Annotated in this window: 21 protein-coding genes; 8 read left to right on the forward strand and 13 right to left on the reverse strand. The window is 58.4% G+C overall.

What is annotated here, in order from left to right; genetic code table 11:
• Positions 1–3: 3 nt before the first annotated feature.
• The 4 genes from argB to coaBC all read right to left on the reverse strand — a co-directional run bounded on the left by argB (position 4) and on the right by coaBC (position 5,349).
• A complete protein-coding gene (gene argB / locus ACTRWH_RS01575; RefSeq protein WP_007153745.1) occupies positions 4–900 on the reverse strand; it encodes an acetylglutamate kinase in 897 nt (298 codons plus the stop codon).
• A 48-nt stretch (positions 901–948) separates the two neighbouring features.
• Positions 949–3,576, reverse strand: coding sequence for a phosphomannomutase/phosphoglucomutase (locus ACTRWH_RS01580; RefSeq protein WP_305936488.1), 2,628 nt, complete (start codon positions 3,574–3,576; stop codon positions 949–951).
• A gap of 84 nt (positions 3,577–3,660) precedes the next feature.
• Entirely contained in the window at positions 3,661–4,122 is a 462-nt protein-coding gene (gene dut / locus ACTRWH_RS01585) for a dUTP diphosphatase (RefSeq protein ID WP_007153743.1), read from the reverse strand.
• Positions 4,123–4,134: 12 nt separating this feature from the next.
• Entirely contained in the window at positions 4,135–5,349 is a 1,215-nt protein-coding gene (coaBC, locus tag ACTRWH_RS01590) for a bifunctional phosphopantothenoylcysteine decarboxylase/phosphopantothenate--cysteine ligase CoaBC (protein WP_228210049.1), read from the reverse strand.
• 165 nt (positions 5,350–5,514) lie between these two features.
• Here coaBC and radC point away from each other — a divergent pair, with 165 nt between their 5' ends.
• The 3 genes from radC (at position 5,515) to rpmG (ending at position 6,808) form a co-directional block, all read left to right on the forward strand.
• Positions 5,515–6,189 (forward strand): RadC family protein, encoded by a 675-nt coding sequence (radC, locus tag ACTRWH_RS01595; protein ID WP_041332512.1) that lies wholly within the window; start codon positions 5,515–5,517, stop codon positions 6,187–6,189.
• Positions 6,190–6,404: 215 nt separating this feature from the next.
• Positions 6,405–6,641 (forward strand): 50S ribosomal protein L28, encoded by a 237-nt coding sequence (gene rpmB / locus ACTRWH_RS01600; protein ID WP_027829915.1) that lies wholly within the window; start codon positions 6,405–6,407, stop codon positions 6,639–6,641.
• A gap of 11 nt (positions 6,642–6,652) precedes the next feature.
• Entirely contained in the window at positions 6,653–6,808 is a 156-nt protein-coding gene (gene rpmG / locus ACTRWH_RS01605; RefSeq protein WP_008173465.1) for a 50S ribosomal protein L33, read from the forward strand.
• A gap of 53 nt (positions 6,809–6,861) precedes the next feature.
• Here rpmG and ACTRWH_RS01610 read toward each other — a convergent pair whose 3' ends face one another.
• The 3 genes from ACTRWH_RS01610 to ACTRWH_RS01620 all read right to left on the reverse strand — a co-directional run bounded on the left by ACTRWH_RS01610 (position 6,862) and on the right by ACTRWH_RS01620 (position 9,179).
• A complete protein-coding gene (locus ACTRWH_RS01610) occupies positions 6,862–7,722 on the reverse strand; it encodes an endonuclease/exonuclease/phosphatase family protein (protein WP_036210862.1) in 861 nt (286 codons plus the stop codon).
• A gap of 59 nt (positions 7,723–7,781) precedes the next feature.
• A complete protein-coding gene (locus ACTRWH_RS01615; RefSeq protein WP_036210859.1) occupies positions 7,782–8,420 on the reverse strand; it encodes a thiol:disulfide interchange protein DsbA/DsbL in 639 nt (212 codons plus the stop codon).
• A gap of 150 nt (positions 8,421–8,570) precedes the next feature.
• On the reverse strand, positions 8,571–9,179 hold the full coding sequence (locus ACTRWH_RS01620; protein WP_036210856.1) for a c-type cytochrome: 609 nt from the start codon (positions 9,177–9,179) through the stop codon (positions 8,571–8,573).
• A gap of 174 nt (positions 9,180–9,353) precedes the next feature.
• Here ACTRWH_RS01620 and yihA point away from each other — a divergent pair, with 174 nt between their 5' ends.
• On the forward strand, positions 9,354–9,980 hold the full coding sequence (yihA, locus tag ACTRWH_RS01625; RefSeq protein ID WP_036210853.1) for a ribosome biogenesis GTP-binding protein YihA/YsxC: 627 nt from the start codon (positions 9,354–9,356) through the stop codon (positions 9,978–9,980).
• Here yihA and ACTRWH_RS01630 read toward each other — a convergent pair whose 3' ends face one another.
• The 6 genes from ACTRWH_RS01630 to ACTRWH_RS01655 form a co-directional block, all read right to left on the reverse strand.
• Positions 9,981–10,979 carry a substrate-binding domain-containing protein gene (locus ACTRWH_RS01630; protein ID WP_036210850.1) on the reverse strand — a complete coding sequence of 333 codons (999 nt, stop codon included), beginning with the start codon at positions 10,977–10,979 and terminating at the stop codon, positions 9,981–9,983.
• A 21-nt stretch (positions 10,980–11,000) separates the two neighbouring features.
• Positions 11,001–11,528, reverse strand: a complete 528-nt coding sequence (locus tag ACTRWH_RS01635) for a gluconokinase (RefSeq protein ID WP_226909980.1) — start codon at positions 11,526–11,528, stop codon at positions 11,001–11,003.
• A 1-nt stretch (position 11,529) separates the two neighbouring features.
• Entirely contained in the window at positions 11,530–12,846 is a 1,317-nt protein-coding gene (locus tag ACTRWH_RS01640; RefSeq protein WP_036210847.1) for a TRAP transporter large permease, read from the reverse strand.
• The gene (locus tag ACTRWH_RS01645) at positions 12,846–13,430 is read right to left on the reverse strand and encodes a TRAP transporter small permease subunit (RefSeq protein ID WP_462825807.1); all 585 of its coding nucleotides are present in this window, start codon (positions 13,428–13,430) and stop codon (positions 12,846–12,848) included. Before ACTRWH_RS01645 ends, ACTRWH_RS01640 begins: the two co-directional genes overlap by 1 nt.
• Positions 13,431–13,490: 60 nt before the next feature.
• Complete coding sequence (locus tag ACTRWH_RS01650) at positions 13,491–14,501, reverse strand: TRAP transporter substrate-binding protein (protein WP_075194210.1); 1,011 nt, start codon at positions 14,499–14,501, stop codon at positions 13,491–13,493.
• 273 nt (positions 14,502–14,774) lie between these two features.
• Positions 14,775–15,473 (reverse strand): TetR/AcrR family transcriptional regulator, encoded by a 699-nt coding sequence (locus ACTRWH_RS01655; RefSeq protein WP_075194209.1) that lies wholly within the window; start codon positions 15,471–15,473, stop codon positions 14,775–14,777.
• Between the two features lie 228 nt (positions 15,474–15,701).
• Between ACTRWH_RS01655 and ACTRWH_RS01660 the strand changes: the two genes are divergently transcribed.
• The 4 genes from ACTRWH_RS01660 (at position 15,702) to coaD (ending at position 20,213) form a co-directional block, all read left to right on the forward strand.
• Positions 15,702–17,147, forward strand: coding sequence for a coniferyl aldehyde dehydrogenase (locus ACTRWH_RS01660; RefSeq protein ID WP_036210839.1), 1,446 nt, complete (start codon positions 15,702–15,704; stop codon positions 17,145–17,147).
• A gap of 55 nt (positions 17,148–17,202) precedes the next feature.
• Positions 17,203–17,847 (forward strand): hypothetical protein, encoded by a 645-nt coding sequence (locus ACTRWH_RS01665; RefSeq protein WP_421859492.1) that lies wholly within the window; start codon positions 17,203–17,205, stop codon positions 17,845–17,847.
• 18 nt (positions 17,848–17,865) lie between these two features.
• Complete coding sequence (locus ACTRWH_RS01670) at positions 17,866–19,458, forward strand: GMC family oxidoreductase N-terminal domain-containing protein (protein WP_462825808.1); 1,593 nt, start codon at positions 17,866–17,868, stop codon at positions 19,456–19,458.
• Between the two features lie 272 nt (positions 19,459–19,730).
• Entirely contained in the window at positions 19,731–20,213 is a 483-nt protein-coding gene (gene coaD, locus ACTRWH_RS01675) for a pantetheine-phosphate adenylyltransferase (RefSeq protein ID WP_462825809.1), read from the forward strand.
• Positions 20,214–20,257: the final 44 nt, after the last annotated feature.

Consider the following 20,257-nt stretch of genomic DNA (forward strand, 5'->3'; position numbering starts at 1 on the left):
TGGTCAGTTACGGGAGATCAGGGTGCCGACACCTTCATCCGTGAAGATTTCCAGCAGCGTTGCATGGGCTACGCGGCCATCAATGATGTGGGAGGTTCGAACACCATTCTCCACAGCGCTCAGGGCGCAGCGGATCTTGGGCAGCATACCGCCGTGGATGGTGCCATCGTCTATCAGCTCGTTGACCTGTTTTGCGGTCAATCCGGTCAGCACTTTGTCTTCCTTGCTCTTGAGGCCGGACACATTGGTTAGCAGGATCAGCTTTTCTGCCTTCATGGCTTCCGCCACCTTGCCCGCTACCAGATCGGCGTTGATGTTGTAGGACGCACCATCGGGACCAACACCAATCGGAGCGATCACCGGAATAACATTGCTACGGGTGAGCATGTCGATCACTTCCACGTTCACGCTGGCAACTTCGCCCACGTGACCGATATCAATGATTTCCGGACGCTGCAGCTCCGCGGAACGGTTCATGACTTCCAGCTTGCGGGCGCGGATCAGATTGGCGTCCTTTCCGGTCAGGCCAACTGCTGTACCGCCATGGGAGTTGATCAGCGAGACAATCTGCTTGTTAACCTGGCCGCCCAGCACCATTTCCACCACGTCCATGGTCTGGCTATCGGTAACGCGCATACCGTTCACAAAATTGGATTTGATGTTGAGGCGCTCGAGCAACTCACCGATCTGGGGGCCGCCACCGTGGACCACAATGGGGTTGATACCCACCAGCTTCATCAGAACGACATCACGGGCGAAGCTGCTTTTCAGCTCCTCATTTTCCATGGCGTTGCCGCCGTACTTGATCACTACCGTTTTTCCGGTAAACCGCTGGATATAGGGCAGCCCCTTACTCAGTACGGCCGCCACCTGCATTGCTGTTTCACGATCCAGAGCCATTCATCTTGCCTTGTTAGTCAGAAAAGTCGGTTCATTATTTCAGAGCTGTCAGAAATCCGCGACAAGGTCCGGAGCCGCCTTTTGAAGCTGCTCACGGAACACCGCCTTGATACGCTCGAGCGCCTCTTCGGTTTCAGCCTCGAAGCGGAGTACCAACACCGGTGTGGTGTTGGAAGCACGGCACAGGCCCCAGCCATCGGTAAATTCAACGCGGATACCGTCAATGGTGCTGATGTTTCCGTCACCGAAGTCCCCTTCGCGGCCCAGCTTTTCCATCAATGGGAACTTGGTCTCGTCGGAGACCTCCACGTTCAGCTCCGGGGTGCTGATATCTTCGGGGAAATCCTCAAAGACCTCATCGCAGTGCCGGTCTTCGATGCCAAGGATTTCCAGCAATCTGGCAGCGGAGTACAAGCCGTCATCAAAGCCCATCCAGCGTTCGCCGAAGAAAATATGCCCGCTCATTTCACCCGCCAGCAAGGCACCGGATTCCTTCATCTTGGCCTTCATCAACGAGTGACCGGTTTTCCACATGATTGGCCGGCCACCAGCCTCGGAGATCACACCCGCAAGGCGACGGCTGCACTTTACGTCGTACAGCACATCGGCACCGGGGTTGCGCGACACCACATCCCGGGCAAAAAGCATCAGCAGGCGGTCCGGCCAGATGATCTTCCCGGTGTTGGTCACAACGCCCAGGCGGTCGCCGTCGCCATCGAAAGCCAGGCCGATATCGGCGCCTTCGGCCTTCACGCGCTCGATAAGGTCCGCCAGATTTTCCGGCTTGCCAGGATCGGGGTGATGATTGGGGAAATTACCATCCACCTCACAGTAGAGCGGTATCACTTCGCAGCCCAACTCTTCGATCAGTAGCGGTGCGAGCTCTCCTGCGATGCCATTTCCAGCATCCAGCACCACCTTCAAGGGCGCCGCAACCGCAATGTCACCCACGATACGATCCAGATAAGCGCGGCGCACGTCCTCTGAAGACTGGGCACCATGGCCACTGGCAAAGTCACCCGTACGGATTCGCTGCAGCAGTTTCTGGATTGCCTCGCCGGACAGGGTTTCGCCACCCAGCATGATCTTCAGACCGTTATAGTTGGCCGGGTTGTGGCTGCCGGTCACCATAACACCGGAACCGTTATCCAGCTCGTGGGTCGCAAAGTAGAGTACCGGGGTGGGCACGGCCCCCACATGGATGACGTTGCATCCAGTGGCCATGACGCCCCGCGCCAGCGCATCGGCCAGGTCGGGGCTGGAATGCCGGCCATCGTACCCGATGCACAGACTGTCCACTCCCCGCTCAATAGCCTCACTGCCGATGGCACGGCCGATGACGGTGACAATATCCGCCGTCAGGGTATCGCCAACAATGCCACGAATGTCGTAGGCCCGGAATATGGTGTCTGAGACCTCGGCCTCAGGCAGGCTGACCTCTTCGACGTCTGGCGTATCGTCAAGGCCATCGGACCCGCCGAAGCCCAGCACATCGTCATCGCCATCAAGCATATCAATGTCCAGTACATCCTTGTCCTGGAACAACGGCTCATCAGCGGTTGATGGGGATGGCTGCCGACTGCCCGGTTTCGGCCGCGCCGATTCACCGGCCTTGGCAACCCGTTTTTCCACCATCTGGGCGAGCCGGTGCAGCACTTCAGCCGTCGACGCCACCATGTCCCACTTCAACGTCGGTGGCTTCACCCGCTCACCACCAAAGACCTTATGGGCCCACTGGATAACGGCCGTTACGTCCTGTCGCAGCCCTTTCTGGGCATTGCCGAGCAAGACCCAGACAATGATTGCGGCGACCAGGGCCGGAACCAGCGCAAACACAATAGCCATCGTGCCACTGAAAAGCGGCGCGGGGGCAGTGGCAGGTTTGTATCGGAGCTTCCAGTCAGGGTTGATAAGATCCCGCTCGTACGTCGGGCCATTGCCACTACCGCGGCTGACGATGTTGCGGGTTGAACCATTTACCGACTGTACCAGGGAAAACTCTCCGCCCAATGCCGAGTTAACACCGGTCATCAGGGGTTGCAGCCGTGCAGCATCAAACACCACCAGGACACTGCCAGTGACGGCTCGACTCTGGGGGTTGCGAACCGGGGTCGACATCTGCAGATACCACTGGCCGTTGCGCGGAAACGCATCCGGGAAAAGCCTTTGCCCCGTCTCGGCGCGACGAGCAAGGTCCAGGCCGGAAAAACCCAGTGTGGGTTCGGAGGAGGTACGGGGGATGTCTCCGTAGGGGAAAAGGTAGACGGCCTCAATATCCGGCAACACCTTGGCAAGATTTGCTGCGGCGGCACTCAGAGAAGCCTCCCCTCTCAGGGCGGCGCGCACATAATCCTGATCGGCGACACCCTCAACCGTGGACTGCAGCAAGGCAAGCTGCTGATTGACGCGCACGGCCACGGCGTCTGCCTCCAGGGCAGCCTGACTGTCGTAACGACGGGACTCTGCCGGAACCGCCAACAGAAAATACAGCAATGCTGCCGAAGCCACGCCGGCAAGCACCACCACGACAGCCTGGGAAACGGCAACGGACGTCAGCCGTTTATGCCGTGGGCCGGTGGCTGATTTTTTCTCCTTGCTCTGTTTTTTTGTCTGCTTCCCGTCCGGTTTGGCATCGGGTGCAGCGTCCTCAGAGTTCTTCTTTTTACCAAGCTTCATAGTCCATCCTGCAGGTGTTATTCGCCCGAATTCTTCAATTATCAGGGAAGTATAGACCCTGAGCAGCGATCTGCGCCTGACGCCTCATCGCGTTCCCGTGGAACCAAAGCCGCCGTCACCTCGCACGCTGGCGTCAAAGGAAGACACCACTTCGAAGTCTGCCTGTACCACTGGCACCAGCACCAGCTGCGCAATACGCTCACCCACATCGATGGTGAACTCGCTTTGCCCCCGATTCCAGCAGGAAACCATTAACTCGCCCTGATAGTCGGAATCGATCAGGCCCACCAGATTGCCCAACACAATGCCATGTTTGTGGCCGAGACCGCTGCGGGGAAGAATCATTGCGGCCAACGAAGTATCCGCGATGTGAATCGAGAGCCCGGTCTTTATCAGTTCGGTCTGCCCCGGCTTCAGTGTGAGCGGTGCGTCCAGACAGGCGCGCAGGTCCAACCCTGCAGAGCCATCCGTCGCATACTCGGGAAAAGGGACTGAACGACCGATCCGGTCATCCAGAATGCGTACCTGAAAGGTTTTGCGGGTCATTGAGTTTCCTTGTTACAGAGCGCCGGCTGCGCCAGCCTTTGATTTGAGGTGTTCGCCAATCAGTGCCATCAGTCGCTGAGCGATGGCCACCTTGGTGTCAGGCCCGATCGCCTCCTGGCCCTGGGCCCAGAAAGCAATCACTGCGTTACTGTCACTGTTGAAACCCAGCCCTGGCGTAGACACGTCGTTGGCCACAATCATATTCAGCTTTTTGCGTGTCAGTTTGTCGAGGGCATAATGCTCTACGTCCCGGGTTTCTGCCGCAAAACCCACGGTAAAGGGCGCATCGGCACGCGCAGCTATGGCAGCAAGGGTATCGGGATTACGCACCAGCGACAGACTCATGCCTTCATCCGTTTTCTTGATCTTGTCGCCGGCACAGCTGTCGGGGCGATAATCCGCCACCGCCGCCGTCGCAATAAACAGGTCGCAGCCTTCATCCACAGCGCCACTGGCACACTCCAGCATGTCCTGCGCGGTTGTCACACCGCGAACCTCAACGCCCGCCGGCGCTTCGATGGACACCGGGCCACTGACAAGGACGACGTCCGCACCGGCCATTTTTGCGGCTGAGGCCAACGCATACCCCATTTTGCCAGAGCTGTAATTGCTGATATAGCGCACCGGGTCAATCGGCTCCCGCGTAGGGCCCGCGGTTATAACCACACGCCGGCCCGCCAGCGGGCCTTTGGTGGCACCGGAAATCAGGTCAAACAACACAGTGGGCTCCAGCATTCGGCCCGGCCCGACATCACCGCAGGCCTGCGCGCCCTGGTCGGGCCCCAGGAGGGTCACCTGGGCATCCGCCGCCAGCAGCTCAATGTTTCTCTGGGTTCGGCGATTACCCCACATGGCTTGATTCATCGCCGGAGCCACTGCAATGGGGGCCTCTGTGGCACAACAAAGCGTGGTCAGCAGATCGTCAGCCATGCCCTGGGCCAGGCGGGCTATGAAATCCGCGGAGGCGGGCGCAATCACTACCTGATCGGCCCATTTTGCCAGTTCGATATGCCCCATTCCGGACTCTGCTTCCGGATCCAGCAAAGAGGTTCTGACCGGCTCACCGCTAAGCGCCTGAAACGTCAGTGGTGTCACGAAGGCCTCGGCACCACGGGTCATCACAACCCGTACCTCGTGACCGGATTTTTTTAGCAGGCGAACCAGTTCTGCGCTCTTGTAGGCAGCGATGCCACCGGTCACGCCCAGCAGAATTCGTTTAGCGGCCATCAACGGCTCCGTATTCATCACGAAATGAAAGGCTTATAAGATAGCATGCCAGAGCGCTGCCGGCAGCCTCACAGCCATGCTAGAATTCCAGCCGTCCACCGGGCGACCCCCACCCCGGTATTTAAGGCGCAGGATGCGCGCAATAACGGTAGAAAGGACTCCACCATGTCAAATTCAGACTGGCCCACCGACGAACGCCCGAGGGAACGCCTGCTGGCCCACGGCGCCAACAGCCTGTCGGACGCGGAACTGCTGGCCATTTTTTTGCGAACCGGCACTGCCGGCATGCCCGTGATGGCGCTCGCCCGCCATCTCACCGAAGCCTTCGGTGGCCTGCGAGGATTGATGACCGCTTCGCGCAGGCAATTCTGCGACGTCAAAGGGCTCGGTACTGCAAAGTACGCCCAGGTCCAGGCGGCTATGGAAATGGCCCGACGGGTCATGGACGAGCCACTTCGCCAGGGGGACCCATTGCGCTCGCCGGAGGATACCCGTCGTTTCCTGTGCAGCCGCCTTGGCACCTACCCCCACGAGGTTTTCTCAGGCCTGTTCCTGGATAACCGGCATCGGGTGATCCGCTATCAGGAGTTGTTCCGGGGGACCATTGACGGCGCAGCTGTCTACCCGAGGGAGGTGGTCCGGCAAGCCCTGGAGTTTAACGCAGCGGCGGTTATATTCGCCCATAACCACCCGTCAGGGGTCGCAGAGCCCAGCCAGTCGGACATTTCACTGACTCGGAGATTGAAAGAGGCACTGGGATTGGTGGATATCAGGGTTCTTGACCATATGGTTGTCGGCCATGGTGAGGTAATATCACTTGCAGAACGGGGACTGATGTAAAGAGGCTGATGTAAATCTGTTGGCGCTTCATCGGAAAACTGGCCAAATTCCCAACAAATTTTTGCGTTGGGGAAGCAGTTCTGGTATAAAAGCGTCCCTTTCTGGCGGCGTCTGGCGAGCAGCGTGCATTTTTTGAGGCGCAGGTAGCAACCAGAGACCCGATTAAACGATTTAAATACGCATTTTCAGGACCAAAGCTCAGGTCGGAGGCAAGTATGTCCAGAGTCTGTCAGGTTACCGGTAAGCGACCGGTCACCGGTAACAACGTTTCTCACGCGATGAACCACTCACGTCGTCGTTTTCTGCCCAACCTGCAGAACCATCGCTTCTGGGTTGAATCAGAGAAGCGCTTCGTAAAGCTGCGCGTATCCACCAAGGGTATGCGTGTTATCGACAAAAAAGGCATTGACGCTGTGCTGGCCGATCTTCGTGCCCGCGGCGAGAAATTTTAAGGAGCCGCATCATGCGCGAGAAAATCAAGCTGGTTTCATCAGCAGGTACTGGTCACTTCTACACGACCAAGAAGAACAAGCGTAACACCCCGGAAAAAATCGAGATCAAAAAGTACGATCCGGTTGTCCGCAAGCATGTTGCGTACAAGGAAGCGAAGATCAAGTAAGATTTTCGTTACCCAAGAAACCCGGCCATGGCCGGGTTTTTTTGTGCCTGGCCTTAAAATGTTTCCAGATACCCTTTGGGCAACTTGATGTCCATGGCGATCGGCAAATGATCCGACACCGGATAGCTGACCACCTCTGACCGTCGTATCTCCAGGCTTGGGCTGACCAGTATGTGATCCAGCGCCCTCTCCGGTCGCCAACTCGGAAAACTGTGGGCCGTCTCGGGCAGCGGGACCAGGTTCGAATGCTTCAGCGGCGTATTGCTCAACAACTGCTCTGCGTGGTTATTCAGGTCCCCCATGAGAACCACATGCTGATACTCGGAAATCAATTCCTGAATATACGCCAGTTGCCGCTGCTGAGCCGCCTTGCTGAGCGAGAGGTGCATCATCACCAACACCAGGGGGTCTTCCTCTGCCCCGTAACGGGCGATAATGGCACCCCGCCCCGGAATCAGTCCGGGCAACCGGTGCTCCTTCACATCCAGCGGACGATAACGACTCAGCAGGCCATTGCTGTGCTGAGCCAGCTGCCCAAGGTTCCGATTGAGCTGCTGGTACCAGTAAGGAATGCCTGAAGCCTCGGCCAGATACTGAACCTGATTGATGTAACCACTGCGCAGACTGCCACCATCACACTCCTGCAGGGCGACCACATCGTAGTTACTCAGCAGGGTGGCGATACGGTCCAGGTTCTGGATGCGGTTGCGGTGAGGCAGAAAGTGCTGCCAACTCCGGGTGAAGTAGTGGCGGTAGGAGGAGGTGTTGATGCCGACCTGGATATTGAAGGTCAGCAGCCGGATGTGACGATGCGCCTCAAACTCGGGAACGTGCTCATCGCCAGAACAAGCCCCGCGCGGGCCGTTCGTCGACCTGAGGATACCATTCAGCTGCTTGCGAATACGGTTGTACATGATGGCAGCTCAGACTCCTGACAAGGCCCGGTCACGGCCAGCGGACCGGGCCCATGCGTTTACTCGGCCTGACCAGCACGCTCCTGCTCAATCAGGTAATCGACAACCTCCAATGCCGCTTCATGGCTACCCGCCATGGAAGCCGTAACCCTGTACTTGCCATTCACAAGCATAGTCGGTGTGCCGGTAACACGCGCACCCCGAATCTTGGCCTGAGCCTGCTGCATTTTGGCATTAACACCAAAGCTGTTGTAATTCTTGAGGAATTCTTCGCCGTCGACACCGTGCCCGGCCACGAAATCAGCAAGAGCTTCACCCGAATTCAGCGGGCGGCGTTCTCCCGCAAGCGCATCGAACAGGGCGTCATGAACCTTGTCCAGTTCTCCCATGGCTTCCAGCGCGTAAAAGGCCTTGGCATGGGGTTCCCAGGAGCGGCCGAGGGCCGCAGGAATTTTCACGTAGTTGACGTCTTCAGGCAGATCCTCCGCCCAGCTTTCGACCAGCGGCTTGAAGGTGTAGCAGTGGGGGCAGCCATACCAGAAGACCTCAGCCACCTCGATACCACTCTCACTGGCGGTTCTCACCGGGGTGTCCAGCACCTGATAGTGCGTCCCTTCTTCCCAGTTGGCGGCGCTGGCCTGCGCAATAAACGACATGGCCAGGATGGATAGTGCGGCGTTCCGGATTAATCGGATCATTCATGGTCTCCGGTTATCTGATTGGATGATGTGAAAGGATTATGACCCAGCAGGCACGAAAAGTTCCACCGGGCATGGATTAAACAGCAGCAACTCATAAAAAACCCCGCATCAGCGGGGTTTTTTTTCAGTCGTAGCGCGTGTCAGAGGTTACTGAAGACCGGACACGTAGCTCGAAACGGCCTTGATCTCAGAGTCGGTCAACTTGGCGGCGACATCCATCATGATGGATGCGTTCTGGCCAGCATCACGCTCACCGTCTCGATATGCCTTGAGCTGCTTTTCGACGTACTCGGCGCTCTGACCACTGAGCCTGGGGTAACCGGCAGGCCCATTCCCCATGCCTCGAGGATTGTGGCATCCGGCACACGCCGGCACGCCAGAAGCCATGTTGCCACCGCGGTAAAGCATCTGCCCCTCTTCAACCAGATCGGGGTTGGCCTGGGCCACGGTAATGTCCTGACTGTCGAAATAGGCCGCAAGATCCTGCAGATCCTGGTCAGACATGTCGCTCAAAAGGCCCGTCATTTCGGCAATTTCACGCTTGCCTTCCTTGATCGCAACCAATTGCTGGTACAGATACTCTTCGCCAATGCCCGCCAATTTCGGGTAAACCGCCATGACCGGCTTGGCACCACCCTGGCCATGACATCCGGCACACACCGCTGCATTTGCTTCGCCTGCTTCAGGATCTCCCGCCCCGTGAGCCATCGCTGTGAGGCCAACACCGAGAACAACTCCTGCGATCAGTTTTTTCATGCTCGCTCCGCTTCTCTCATCCAAAAGTATTCTTCGTTATGCAGCCGGCAGGCACTGGCCAAGAAGGCACAAACCGGGGCTGTTCAGCAGCAACGCTCAGCGTACTGCCCGGATTTGGTGTAGCATTATACATTAATCCCTGATAACTGAAATCCAATAGGAATACCAACACCCGTGTCATCAGACCTGACTCAAAAAAGCCTCTCGTTCAACAGCGCCCGGTTCCTGATCAGTGCCTCACGCTTGGAGGAATGCCCTCCGGACCACGGTTCCGAGGTGGCCTTCGCCGGCCGCTCGAACGCGGGCAAATCCAGCGCCATCAATTGCATCACCACCAACGGCAAGCTGGCCCGTACCAGTAAGACCCCCGGGCGCACCCGGCTGATCAATTTCTTCTCACTCAACCGGGAAAACTGCCGGATGGTCGATCTGCCCGGGTACGGTTACGCCAAAGTGTCCCGGGATATGAAAGACGACTGGCAGAAACATCTGGGCCACTACCTGAATGATCGCCGCTGCCTGCGGGGGCTGGTACTGGTCATGGATATACGCCACCCATTAACGGACTTCGACCAAATGATGGTGGAATGGTGCGAACATAACAACCTTCCACTGATGATTCTTGCCACCAAGGCCGACAAGCTGAAATTTGGCCAGGCCAAAACGGCCATGATGGGCATTGCCAAAAAGTTGGAAGAGTTCCAGTGCGTGGAGCACCTGATTATGTTCTCGGCAACGTCAAAACGGGGAGTCGAAGAGTGCCGGGAGGCACTGACCGCCTGGCTGGAAACCGAGGACTAACTAGAGCGTGCCTCCACGCTCTATCCGGTAGCCCAGATCGATACGCGGCTCGGTGATGCCGGCACCGCCCAGGCGGGCCAGCAGCTCCTGGGCCGCCCTCTGGCCCACGGCCTCTCGTGGTGTGATCACACTCGCCAGGGGAGGTACCATCACACGGCCAACGTCGTGACCATGGAAACCGGCGATCGCAATCCGCTCTGGCACCGGAATACCCCGGCGCTGACACTCGAAAAACGCACCAATCGCAACGTCATCGTTGGTGCAGAAGATGCCATCAACGTCCGGATTCTCCTCCAGTATCCGCGCCATCAGGGTGGCACCCACACTAAAAGACGAGCGTTGCTCGCTGCGCAGGGTGACTGGCGTCAGCCCCTGCTCTTCCATTGCCCGGCTGTACCCTTCCTGACGTTGCAGGGTACGGGCATCCAGCCGCACGGCGAGATAGACCACGCGCCTGCGTCCAAGCCGGATCATCTCCCGCACCATGTCATAAGCCGCGCTGACGTTATCAAACCCGACAGCCTGCTCGAACGGGGCCGAATGCGTGTCCATGATTTCCACGGTGGGCACCCCAGCGGTCTGAAGCATCCTCAGCGTGCGGCCCGTGTGCTGGCTCTCGGAAAGAATCACGCCATCCACGTTGTAGGACAGCAGCGATGACAGGCTGCGCTCCTCAATCTCGGGGCTATAGCCGTAGTGAGACAGCATCAGGTGGTAACCGGCGGGCTCGGTAACCGCTTCCACACCCTTGATCACATCCGCAAAGACCTGGTTGGTCAGGGACGGAAGCAACACACCAATGGCGTGGCTGGTGGACTTGGACAACAGGTCCGGCGCGCGATTGGGGATATACCCCAGTGCTTCGGCTTCGGCAAAGATCCGCTCCCGCATGGGCTTGGAGACATTGTCTGCGCCACGAAGGCAACGGCTGACCGTCATCTTGGTAGCACCAACCCGGTCCGCAATGTCCTGCAATGTGGGACGTTTGTTCTTTACCATTTACGGCTCCAGCCAGAACGTTCAAAGAGGCCTATCATACCCGAGCCCGACAAGGCAGTGACGGATCACTTGCTCCGGCGTACCGGAGACATCGACGGCCACCGCGTTTTCACCTGGCCCCGGCTCCTCCAGCAAATGGAACTGGCTCTCCAGCATCGCGTGACCATTGAAGTAATGATCGGTTCGGCTGGAGTGGCGCGCCCAGATGGTTTCAAAATCCCCCTTGAGATAAACGAACCGGGTTTCCGGGCTGCCCCCCTGCAAACGCTTGCGGTAGACGCGCTTCAAGGCGGAACAGGCCAGCACCAGGCCACCCTCTTCCCGCCGGATCAACTTGGCGAGGTCATCCAGCCAACCGAGACGATCCTCATCGGTCAGCGGAATACCGGCTGCCATTTTCTCCACGTTGGCACGGCTGTGGTAATCGTCCGCGTCGAAAAACGGAACGCCGAGTTCCTGTGCAAGCCTGGCCCCGGTGAGGCTTTTGCCACACCCGGACACGCCCATCACCACGATTTTTGGTGTCTTTGGTGTCATCCTTTCACTCATGTCACTGCCACCATAGCGCCAATTGAGGGAACACAATCAGCAGACCAAGGGCGACCACCTGAAGCGCGATAAACGGCAGCAGGGCACGGAAGATCTCCCCCAGGGAGATGTCTTTTGGCGTCACGGTCTTGAGATAGAAGGCCGCCGGGCCAAACGGCGGTGACAGGAAGGACACCTGCATGTTCATGCAGAACACCACCCCGAACCAGATCGGGCTATAGCCCAGTTCCGTCACAATCGGCACGAAGATCGGCATGGTGAGCAAGGCAACGCCGACCCAGTCCAGGAACATACCCAGGATGAGCAGGATCAGCATCATGAACAGGATCGTCGTCAGGCCATGGCCACCGCTGACGGCGAAAACCATGTCGCGGACGAAATCGATACCGCCCATGAGGTTGTAGACGCCCACCAGAGCGGTTGCGCCGATACCAATCCAGATAATCATGCCGCACACCCGCAGCGTGCTGATGGTGGCCTTGCGCACCATGGCAAGGGACAGCTCACCACGAATCCAGGTGCTGATGGCAATACCCATCACACCCAGGGCCGAGGCTTCCGTGACCGACGCCACACCGCCATAGATGCTGCCCAGCACCACAACCACGGACAGCAGGGGAAACAGCAGTGCCTTGAAGAAATTCGGCATTGGTGTTTCAGGTGTGTCCTGATCCGAGGGCAGCGGCGCCATCTCCGGCTTCAGCCAAACCCGGATCAACACATACCCCATATAGAGCAGCGCCAGTATCAGTGCGGGCAAGAAAGCCCCTTTGAAGAGGTCGCCGATGGACACGTTGGCGGTCAGCCCGTAGATAATCAGTACGATACTGGGAGGCAGCATGGTGCCGAGTGCCCCACCGGCACAGGTGGTGCCGATGGCGAGTTTGCGGTCGTACCCTAGGCGCAGCATTTGCGGCAGCGCCAGGATGCCCAGCAACACCGTCTCGCCACCGATCACACCGGACATGGAGGCGAGGATCACCGCCACCACCAGCGTCTGGATGGCCACACCACCTCGGAGTTTGCGACCCAGGCGGGCCATGGCATCGAACAGGTCCCGGGCAATGCCGGAATGATCCAGCAGCGAGGCCATCAACACGAACATCGGCACCGCCAGGAACACATAGTTGCCGATAAAGCTGTACAGACGGCTGCTGACAATGGGCAGGGCATCCGGGCCAAACCAACCGAGCGCGAACACAAGAGCGACCAGACCGGTGGCAAACGCCAACTGCATACCGGTCAGGAGCAATACAATCAGCATGACAAGCATCAACAGGCTGCCATAGCCGATACCAAGGGAGGCCAGTTCAAACATCATTTATCTCCCTTGCCACGAAGGTCGCGAATAAGGTGCAACAGGAACTGAAGCGTCATGACCGCCACCGCAATCAGGATGACCACCTTCAGCAGCGCGGGAAACGGCGGGTTCCAGGCAGAGCCGGAGGTTTCCAGTCGCCAGCCACCCCAGGGCGCCCGCACGGCTTCGGTCGCCATCGACCAGCTGGCGAACAGCAGCATGCCGCAGAAGGCAAGTCCCAGCAGATGGTGGACAACCCGCAACCAACGCTGGGCACGGTGAGAGACGGCGCCATAGATCAATACAATACGCACGTGTCGATCGGTAGCCAGGGCATAAAGCCCGCCAATGACAAACAGTGTGGCACCTGCAAAGGTCACGGTTTCGTGCACCCAGAGCGTGGGGGAATCAAATACATAACGGCGGACAATCTCGTAAAACGACACCACGACAATCGCGGCAAAGACCAGGCTCAGCCTCTTGCCAAGCCAGACAATGGCCTTGTCCAGCCAGGTAAACCCGACATCCTCGCCCTTATCAGGCTGGATATCTTCGCGATCAGAACCGGACGCCGGGGCATCTGTGTTGTTTTCAACGGACATAATGAACTCCTCGCTCCGGGGCCTTAGGGCGCCCGGAGGCTGATATCGAGGGAACCTGTTTTAGAGGAGGCCCTGGGACTCCAGGTACTCAGTCACCGACTGGTAGACCTTCTCGGCATTGGGCGACTGTTCTGCGTAGACCTGCCACTGGTCACGGGCAATGGTGCGGAACTTCCGACGCTCTTCGGCGGACCAGTCGTGGATGGTAATGTCCGGGTTGGCCCGGGCTTCGTTGACAGCTTCACGATCGGCCATCGCCAACTGGGTGCTGATATCCTGGGCAAAGTCTCGGGCGGATACCGTCATGATGGCCTGAATGTCCTCTGGCAGCTTGTTCCACTCCTTGAGGTCCATCGCGATTTCAATCAATGGCAGCGAATGGAAACCAGGGTTGACCGGGTGCGGCGCAATCTCGTTCAGACCGGCCTCATGGTTGGTGGAGAACACGGTGTAGTCCGCGGCATCAATCACACCCTTGCTCAACGCCGTGTAGACTTCAGACCCCGGCAGGTTCACGGGGGATGCGCCCGCGGCGGCAAAGACAGACTGCACCAGCCCTTCCGGTGCGCGCATCTTCAGCCCCTTGAGATCCTCGACGCCATCCAGCGGTTTCTTCGACACAAACGACTCCACGCCGGTACCGCCACCGCCGACAAATTTCACGCCATAGGGCTTGTAGAGCTCGTTCATCAACTCATAGCCGCCACCATGGTTGATGTAATCAATGAGCTGGTCCGGGCTGGACCAGGCACCAACGGTGTTGCCGATCAGGCCGAATGCAGGATCCTTTCCCGAGAAATACCCGGTCACGGAAATATGGCCATCCAACACGCCCATTTTCATGGCGCCGAGGGTTTCGGTGTGGCTGACAACGCTACCCACCGGCAGCAGGTCAATCTCGACACGACCACCGGTCATCGCTTCTACCCGGTCGGCCCACGCCTGCTGGATCTCGAAGTTCTTGACGCCGGAAGGATCTGAAGACTGGAACTTGAAGGTGAAATCGGCGGCAAGGGCATTGCACGCCAGGGTGGCTGACAGAAGGCCAGCTGCGAGTCTTGTCGGGAACATATTGGTATCTCCTGATTGTTTTTGTGCCGGCGCATGTTACCGGTAACATTCACGAGTTTATTGGATTTAAAACGCTCTGACAAGGATGCAATGGAAGGTCGGTTTGGGGTTATGAGGGGAGGGCTGGCATAAAAAGCCGACCTGCCAGAAGACAGGCCGGTGAAACGTCAGGGTTTGCGACGTGCTAAAACCTGAGAACTCACTCAGGAGACACCGAGAATGTCCGAATCCCCGATGTCGTAACTATTGACACGCCAATTGATCAAAAGTTCCTCAATGATTCCAGATGGGTTCGCCCTGCCCTGAAACCGATGCGTCAGCCGCATCCGGCAAACGCGGACGATACTTCTCCCGCAACGTCATCACCTGCTCCCGGTAATCCGCCGTCAGATAGGGAATCTCCAGGGTCAGCACCTGATAGATGCCCTGCTTCAGCTCGGTCAGAGTCAGGCTCGCAGAGGCCTCAGAGGCGTGGGCGGTTTTCAGGAAAGCCATCCAGTTGGTAATGACCAACCATACGTTCAGGGACATCGCGGAACGCAGCTCTTCAGGCTGAGGCTCGATAATTCCCGCCTCCGCCAGCTTCTCGAATATCCGGCTGATCGCCGCCAGACAGCGGTTGGTGAACTCGCGGTAGTCCTGGCGCAGGCGTTGATCACTGTCGAGCAGGTATTCCAGGTCGCGGTGAAAAAACCGATAGCTCCAAAGGCCATCGAACACCGATTCGAGATAAAAGGTCAGGTCATCCAGAGTAATGGGCCGGTTCTCCGGGATATCCAGGTAAAAATCCACCAGCTTTTCATACTCGAGAAAGATCTCGTAAATGATGTCGGACTTGTTACGGAAGTGGTAATACAGGTTGCCCGGCGATATCGCCAGGTGGGCGGCGATATGGTTGGTGGTTACGTTGCGCTCTCCTCTTTCGTTGAACAGATCAAGGCTCGAAAGAAGAATCTTGTCTCGGGTTTTCATAGGCTCAGCAATGCGTGTTGTTGTGTGGGTGCCTGTGCTTTGGCGCTGCGATCCGTGGATGGCCCGATCAGCCATTAGGGCCAGCTTGACTACCTAGAGTATATACTCTAATAATAGCCCCAAGCGCAAACTGAATACTTTTTCACCACCGCATTCAGGAGCTGTCACAGGCTCCACGAACAATAAGGGCGGCGACCCGGCAGGCCGGGGCCGCGAGGAGAGAGCGATATGGTAGCCACCGTTGTCCAGCTGACTGAAAGCAAGAAGCACATCCAGCACACCCACCGTGTGTTTGAGGACCAGAAGAAGGCGTTTCGCAACAACCCGATGCCATCGCTAACCGAGCGTCAGGAAAATCTGAAGCGCCTCAAGCGCGTACTGCTGTCCAATCAGGATCGGTTACTGGACGCCATCGACCGGGACTTCAGCTGTCGTTCGAAGGACGAATCGCTGATTGCGGAAGTGATGCCGTCCATTCAGGGCATCAACTACACCCTGAAAAACCTGGAAGGCTGGATGAAGCCCTCCAAGCGGCATGTGTCCGTGTTGTTCCAGCCCGCCAGCAACCGCGTTCACTACCAGCCTAAGGGTGTTGTGGGCGTCATCGTGCCCTGGAACTACCCTCTGTATCTGGCCGTTGGGCCGTTGGTGGCCTCACTGGCTGCGGGTAACCGTACGATGATCAAGATGTCGGAGTTCACGCCGCACACCTCTGCTTTGTTCAAGGAGATTGTCGAATCTGCGTTTCCGGAGGACCTGGTCTGTGTGATTAACGGTGAAGCGGATGTCGCCGCAGACTTTTCCAGCCGGCCCTTCGATCACCTTCTGTTCACCGGCTCCACGTCGGTGGGCAAGCTGGTGATGCGGGCAGCCGCGGAAAATCTCACGCCGGTGACTCTGGAACTGGGCGGCAAGTCGCCTGCCGTCGTATCGCCGGATGTTCCGATGGAAGACGCCGCCCAGCGTATCGCTTTCGGCAAGGCGCTGAATGCGGGCCAGACCTGTGTGGCACCGGATTATGTGTTGTGCCCGGCAGACCGTGTGCAGGCGTTTGTGGATGAGTATCGCCATCAGTTTGCGGCGATGTATCCGAGCCTGCGGGATAACGAGGATTACACGGCGATTATCAATGAGCGCCAATATGACCGCCTGCAAGGCTATCTTGACGATGCGCGGGAAAAAGGGGCCGAGCTGATTGAGATCAATCCGGCCAATGAGAACCTGAAGGATGGCACCCGCAAGATGCCGATTACGCTGGCGCTGAAGACCACGCCGGATATGAAGATCATGCAGGATGAGATTTTCGGGCCGATTCTGCCGATCATCAGCTATGGCAACCTGGATGAGGCGATCCATTACATCAATGACCGTCCTCGCCCGCTGGCGCTGTATTTCTTCGGTTACGACAAGTCGATGCAGGAGCATGTGGTCAACCAGACCCATTCCGGTGGCATGTGCATCAACGATGCACTGATGCACGTTGCCCAGGATGACCTGCCATTTGGTGGTATCGGTGATTCGGGGATGGGGCATTACCACGGCAAGGAAGGTTTCCTGACGTTCTCTCATCAACGGGCCATTTTCAGTAAGCAGAAGTTCAACAGTGGCAAGTTTGTGTATGCGCCGCACGGAACGACGGCTCACAAGATGGTATACAAGTTGTTTATTCGGTGACTTGGGTGCTGGTAGTCGCCGGCCAACAAAAGACAATAAGAACAAGAGAGTCGTTATGCCTGAAAGCCTTTCTCGATCCGTGCAAACGGACCTTTCCGATACCGCGATGGACCGTCGGAGTTTTCTCCGGACCGGGCTTGGTGGAGCCATGTTCCTCGGCACGGTGAGTGTGACCGCTGGCCTGTCCGGCTGTGCAACCGCGCCCGCCGGGCGGGACTATCCGATGCCGGGGGCGATGGACCAGAGCTACGAGTTCCAGTTCCTGACCCGCGACGACATTGTGCTGTTTCAAGCTCTACTGCCGGCCATGGTGGGCCCTGGGCTGACTGAGGAGCCCGTGGTTCGCCGCCAGCAGATTCAGGCGACGATTGAGCGCATCGATGCCGGGATTCACCAGTTCGGACCCGCCAACCAGAAGGAGTTGCGGGGTCTGTTTGACCTGCTGAACTTCGGGCTGACACGGGTGACGGTTGCCCGGGTCTGGTCGAGTTGGGAGAACGCCAGCACGCAGTCCGTGGATGCCTTCCTTGAGCGCTGGCGCGCCAGTGGTGTTGGGCTGTTCAACAACGGCTACATCGCCCTGACCAAGGTCAGTAACGTGGCATTCTATGGCCACGAAGACCACTGGCACCTCTCCGGCTACCCCGGACCACCCGCCTGGGCCGTGGACGCCCTGCCCCAGTTCAAAGACAACGCCTGAGCCAACCGGAGCATTATTATGTCGTTAACGGATCGTATCGCCCGTGGGCTTGAGGCTGGCTGGAAGGTCACCGACGGCGCCACCCTGACACAGAACCAGACCCACGAAGCCGATGTGGTGATCATCGGCACCGGCGCCGGGGGCGGCACCACGGCGGAGATTCTGGCGAAAGCCGGGCTGTCGGTGATTCTGGTGGAAGAAGGCCGCCTGTATCACCAGAAAGACTTCAAAATGAACGAGCTGGACGCCTATGCCTCCCTCTACCAGGAAGGCATGAGCCGGGTCACCAAAGACGGAGCAATCGCCATTCTTCAGGGCCGGTGTGTGGGCGGCTCTACCACGGTGAACTGGACGTCCAGCTTCCGTACACCGGCACCGACGCTGAATCACTGGGCCAGCCGTTTCGGGCTCGACGACCTGACCCCGGCATCCATGAAGCCTTGGTTCGACGGCCGCGAGCAACGACATAACATTGAGCCCTGGCTGGCCGAGCCTAATGTGAACAACGACATCCTGCGCCAGGGTTGCGAGGCGCTGGGCTGGTCCTGGGAGGTGATCCCACGCAACGTCAAAGGCTGCTGGAACCTGGGTTACTGCGGCGTGGGCTGCCCCACGAACGCCAAACAGGGGGCTCTGACCACCACTATTCCCGGCGCCCTGGACAACAATGCCCGACTGTTCCACGGCCTGCGGGCCGACAAACTGGTGATGGAGCAGGACAAAATCAGTCACCTTCAGGCCTCGGCCATGGCGGCGGACGGTGTCACCCCGTCTGGCGTCACCGTGGAACTGCGAGCCCGGCATTTCGTGGTGGCCGCCAGCGCCATCGGCTCACCTGGCCTGCTGCTGCGCTCAGATATTCCCGACCCCCACGACCGCATTGGCAAGCGCACCTTCCTGCACCCGGTCAATGCCACCATCGCGGAAATGCCTGACACCGTCGATCCTTATTACGGTGCACCTCAGTCAATCTATTCCGACGAATTCAACTTCTCACAAGGCGTCGACGGCCCCGCCGGCTTCAAACTGGAAGTACCGCCCCTGCACCCGGCCATGTCCGCCGGCGTGGTTCCCGGCCACGGCGAACAACAGATCCGCGACCTGTCGAAACTGCCCCGGCTGAACTCCGTCATCGCCCTGCTGCGCGACGGCTTCCATCCCGACAGCGTCGGCGGCACCGTCAGCCTCCGCGACGACGGCAGCCCGATCCTGGACTACCCAGTCAGCGACTACCTCTGGAAGGGCCTGAAAGACGCTTTCTACAAAATGGCCGAGATCCAGTTCGCCGCCGGCGCCCAGAAAGTCCGCATCATGCACCTGGATTCCCCTTGGTACACCTCCTGGGCCGACGCCAAAGCCGGCATCGACAACCTCGCCATGGAACCCCACCGCGTCCGCCTGTTCACCGCCCACCAAATGGGCGGCTGCGGCATGGGCCGCAACCCGGAAGAATCCGTCGTCAACGGCTTCGGCGAACACCACCACGTGACCAACCTCAGCGTCCACGACGCCTCGATCTTCCCAACAAGCATTGGCGCGAATCCGCAATTGTCGGTTTATGCACTGGCTGCAAGGAATAGCACCAGGCTGGCTCAGAAACTCAGGAGTTAAAGAAAGGAGCCCCACAGGAAATTTGAGGTCTTCCTAGGCAGGTACGCAGTCCGAAGTGTCGCGTGAGGAGGGCTTCCCAGGATTGTGTAAAGCCAGGGACGGCTTTACTCAAGCGCACATGGATGTGCTCGTAGCGTATCCTGGGAAGCCCTCCTCATGCGGCACAAACTCCCAAGCAAGCAATCCAAAGTCGTAACCAGCGCGAAAGTGGAACATTTTGGTTCAAGACGAAGGCTGCTATCCTGTGCGCTTCCGGTGAAAAGGAGCTCCGAATGCCAAAAGTCATCTACCCGGGTACGTTTGACCCGATCACCAACGGCCACACCGACCTCATCGAGCGCGCGGGCCGACTCTTCGACGAAGTCGTCGTCGCCATCGCCTACAACCCCAAGAAGTCCCCGCTACTGACATTGGAAGAACGCTGCGAACTGGTGGAAAAAGCCACCTCCCACCTGCCCAACGTCAGCGTCACCGGCTTCAGCAACCTGCTCGCCGATTTCGTCCGGGAACAGAACGCCACCGTGATTATCCGCGGACTGCGAGCCGTCTCCGACTTCGAGTACGAATTCCAACTAGCCGACATGAACCACCGCCTGGCGCCGGAAGTGGAAAGCGTGTTCCTGACACCCTCCAACCACCTGTCGTACATCTCCTCCACCCTGATCCGCGAAATCGCCTCACTGGGCGGTGACGTCTCCGAATTTGTCGACCCGGCTGTGGAAGCCGCGCTCAAACAGAAATTCATCAAGGACTGACAGACGGGAAAGCGCTGCCCATCCCGGGCAGCACAGAACAACGG

The organism is Marinobacter sp. G5_S1_61_S3 (assembly GCF_054968585.1).

Bases quoted from the DNA above. Each gene is read 5' to 3' on its own strand.
- argB (WP_007153745.1), bottom strand. From the start codon at position 900: ATGGCTCTGGATCGTGAAACAGCAATGCAGGTGGCGGCCGTACTGAGT.
- ACTRWH_RS01580 (WP_305936488.1), bottom strand. From the start codon at position 3,576: ATGAAGCTTGGTAAAAAGAAGAACTCTGAGGACGCTGCACCCGATGCC.
- dut (WP_007153743.1), bottom strand. From the start codon at position 4,122: ATGACCCGCAAAACCTTTCAGGTACGCATTCTGGATGACCGGATCGGT.
- coaBC (WP_228210049.1), bottom strand. From the start codon at position 5,349: ATGGCCGCTAAACGAATTCTGCTGGGCGTGACCGGTGGCATCGCTGCC.
- radC (WP_041332512.1), top strand. From the start codon at position 5,515: ATGTCAAATTCAGACTGGCCCACCGACGAACGCCCGAGGGAACGCCTG.
- rpmB (WP_027829915.1), top strand. From the start codon at position 6,405: ATGTCCAGAGTCTGTCAGGTTACCGGTAAGCGACCGGTCACCGGTAAC.
- rpmG (WP_008173465.1), top strand. From the start codon at position 6,653: ATGCGCGAGAAAATCAAGCTGGTTTCATCAGCAGGTACTGGTCACTTC.
- ACTRWH_RS01610 (WP_036210862.1), bottom strand. From the start codon at position 7,722: ATGTACAACCGTATTCGCAAGCAGCTGAATGGTATCCTCAGGTCGACG.
- ACTRWH_RS01615 (WP_036210859.1), bottom strand. From the start codon at position 8,420: ATGATCCGATTAATCCGGAACGCCGCACTATCCATCCTGGCCATGTCG.
- ACTRWH_RS01620 (WP_036210856.1), bottom strand. From the start codon at position 9,179: ATGAAAAAACTGATCGCAGGAGTTGTTCTCGGTGTTGGCCTCACAGCG.
- ACTRWH_RS01630 (WP_036210850.1), bottom strand. From the start codon at position 10,979: ATGGTAAAGAACAAACGTCCCACATTGCAGGACATTGCGGACCGGGTT.
- ACTRWH_RS01635 (WP_226909980.1), bottom strand. From the start codon at position 11,528: ATGAGTGAAAGGATGACACCAAAGACACCAAAAATCGTGGTGATGGGC.
- ACTRWH_RS01640 (WP_036210847.1), bottom strand. From the start codon at position 12,846: ATGTTTGAACTGGCCTCCCTTGGTATCGGCTATGGCAGCCTGTTGATG.
- ACTRWH_RS01645 (WP_462825807.1), bottom strand. From the start codon at position 13,430: ATGTCCGTTGAAAACAACACAGATGCCCCGGCGTCCGGTTCTGATCGC.
- ACTRWH_RS01650 (WP_075194210.1), bottom strand. From the start codon at position 14,501: ATGTTCCCGACAAGACTCGCAGCTGGCCTTCTGTCAGCCACCCTGGCG.
- ACTRWH_RS01655 (WP_075194209.1), bottom strand. From the start codon at position 15,473: ATGAAAACCCGAGACAAGATTCTTCTTTCGAGCCTTGATCTGTTCAAC.
- ACTRWH_RS01660 (WP_036210839.1), top strand. From the start codon at position 15,702: ATGGTAGCCACCGTTGTCCAGCTGACTGAAAGCAAGAAGCACATCCAG.
- ACTRWH_RS01665 (WP_421859492.1), top strand. From the start codon at position 17,203: ATGCCTGAAAGCCTTTCTCGATCCGTGCAAACGGACCTTTCCGATACC.
- ACTRWH_RS01670 (WP_462825808.1), top strand. From the start codon at position 17,866: ATGTCGTTAACGGATCGTATCGCCCGTGGGCTTGAGGCTGGCTGGAAG.
- coaD (WP_462825809.1), top strand. From the start codon at position 19,731: ATGCCAAAAGTCATCTACCCGGGTACGTTTGACCCGATCACCAACGGC.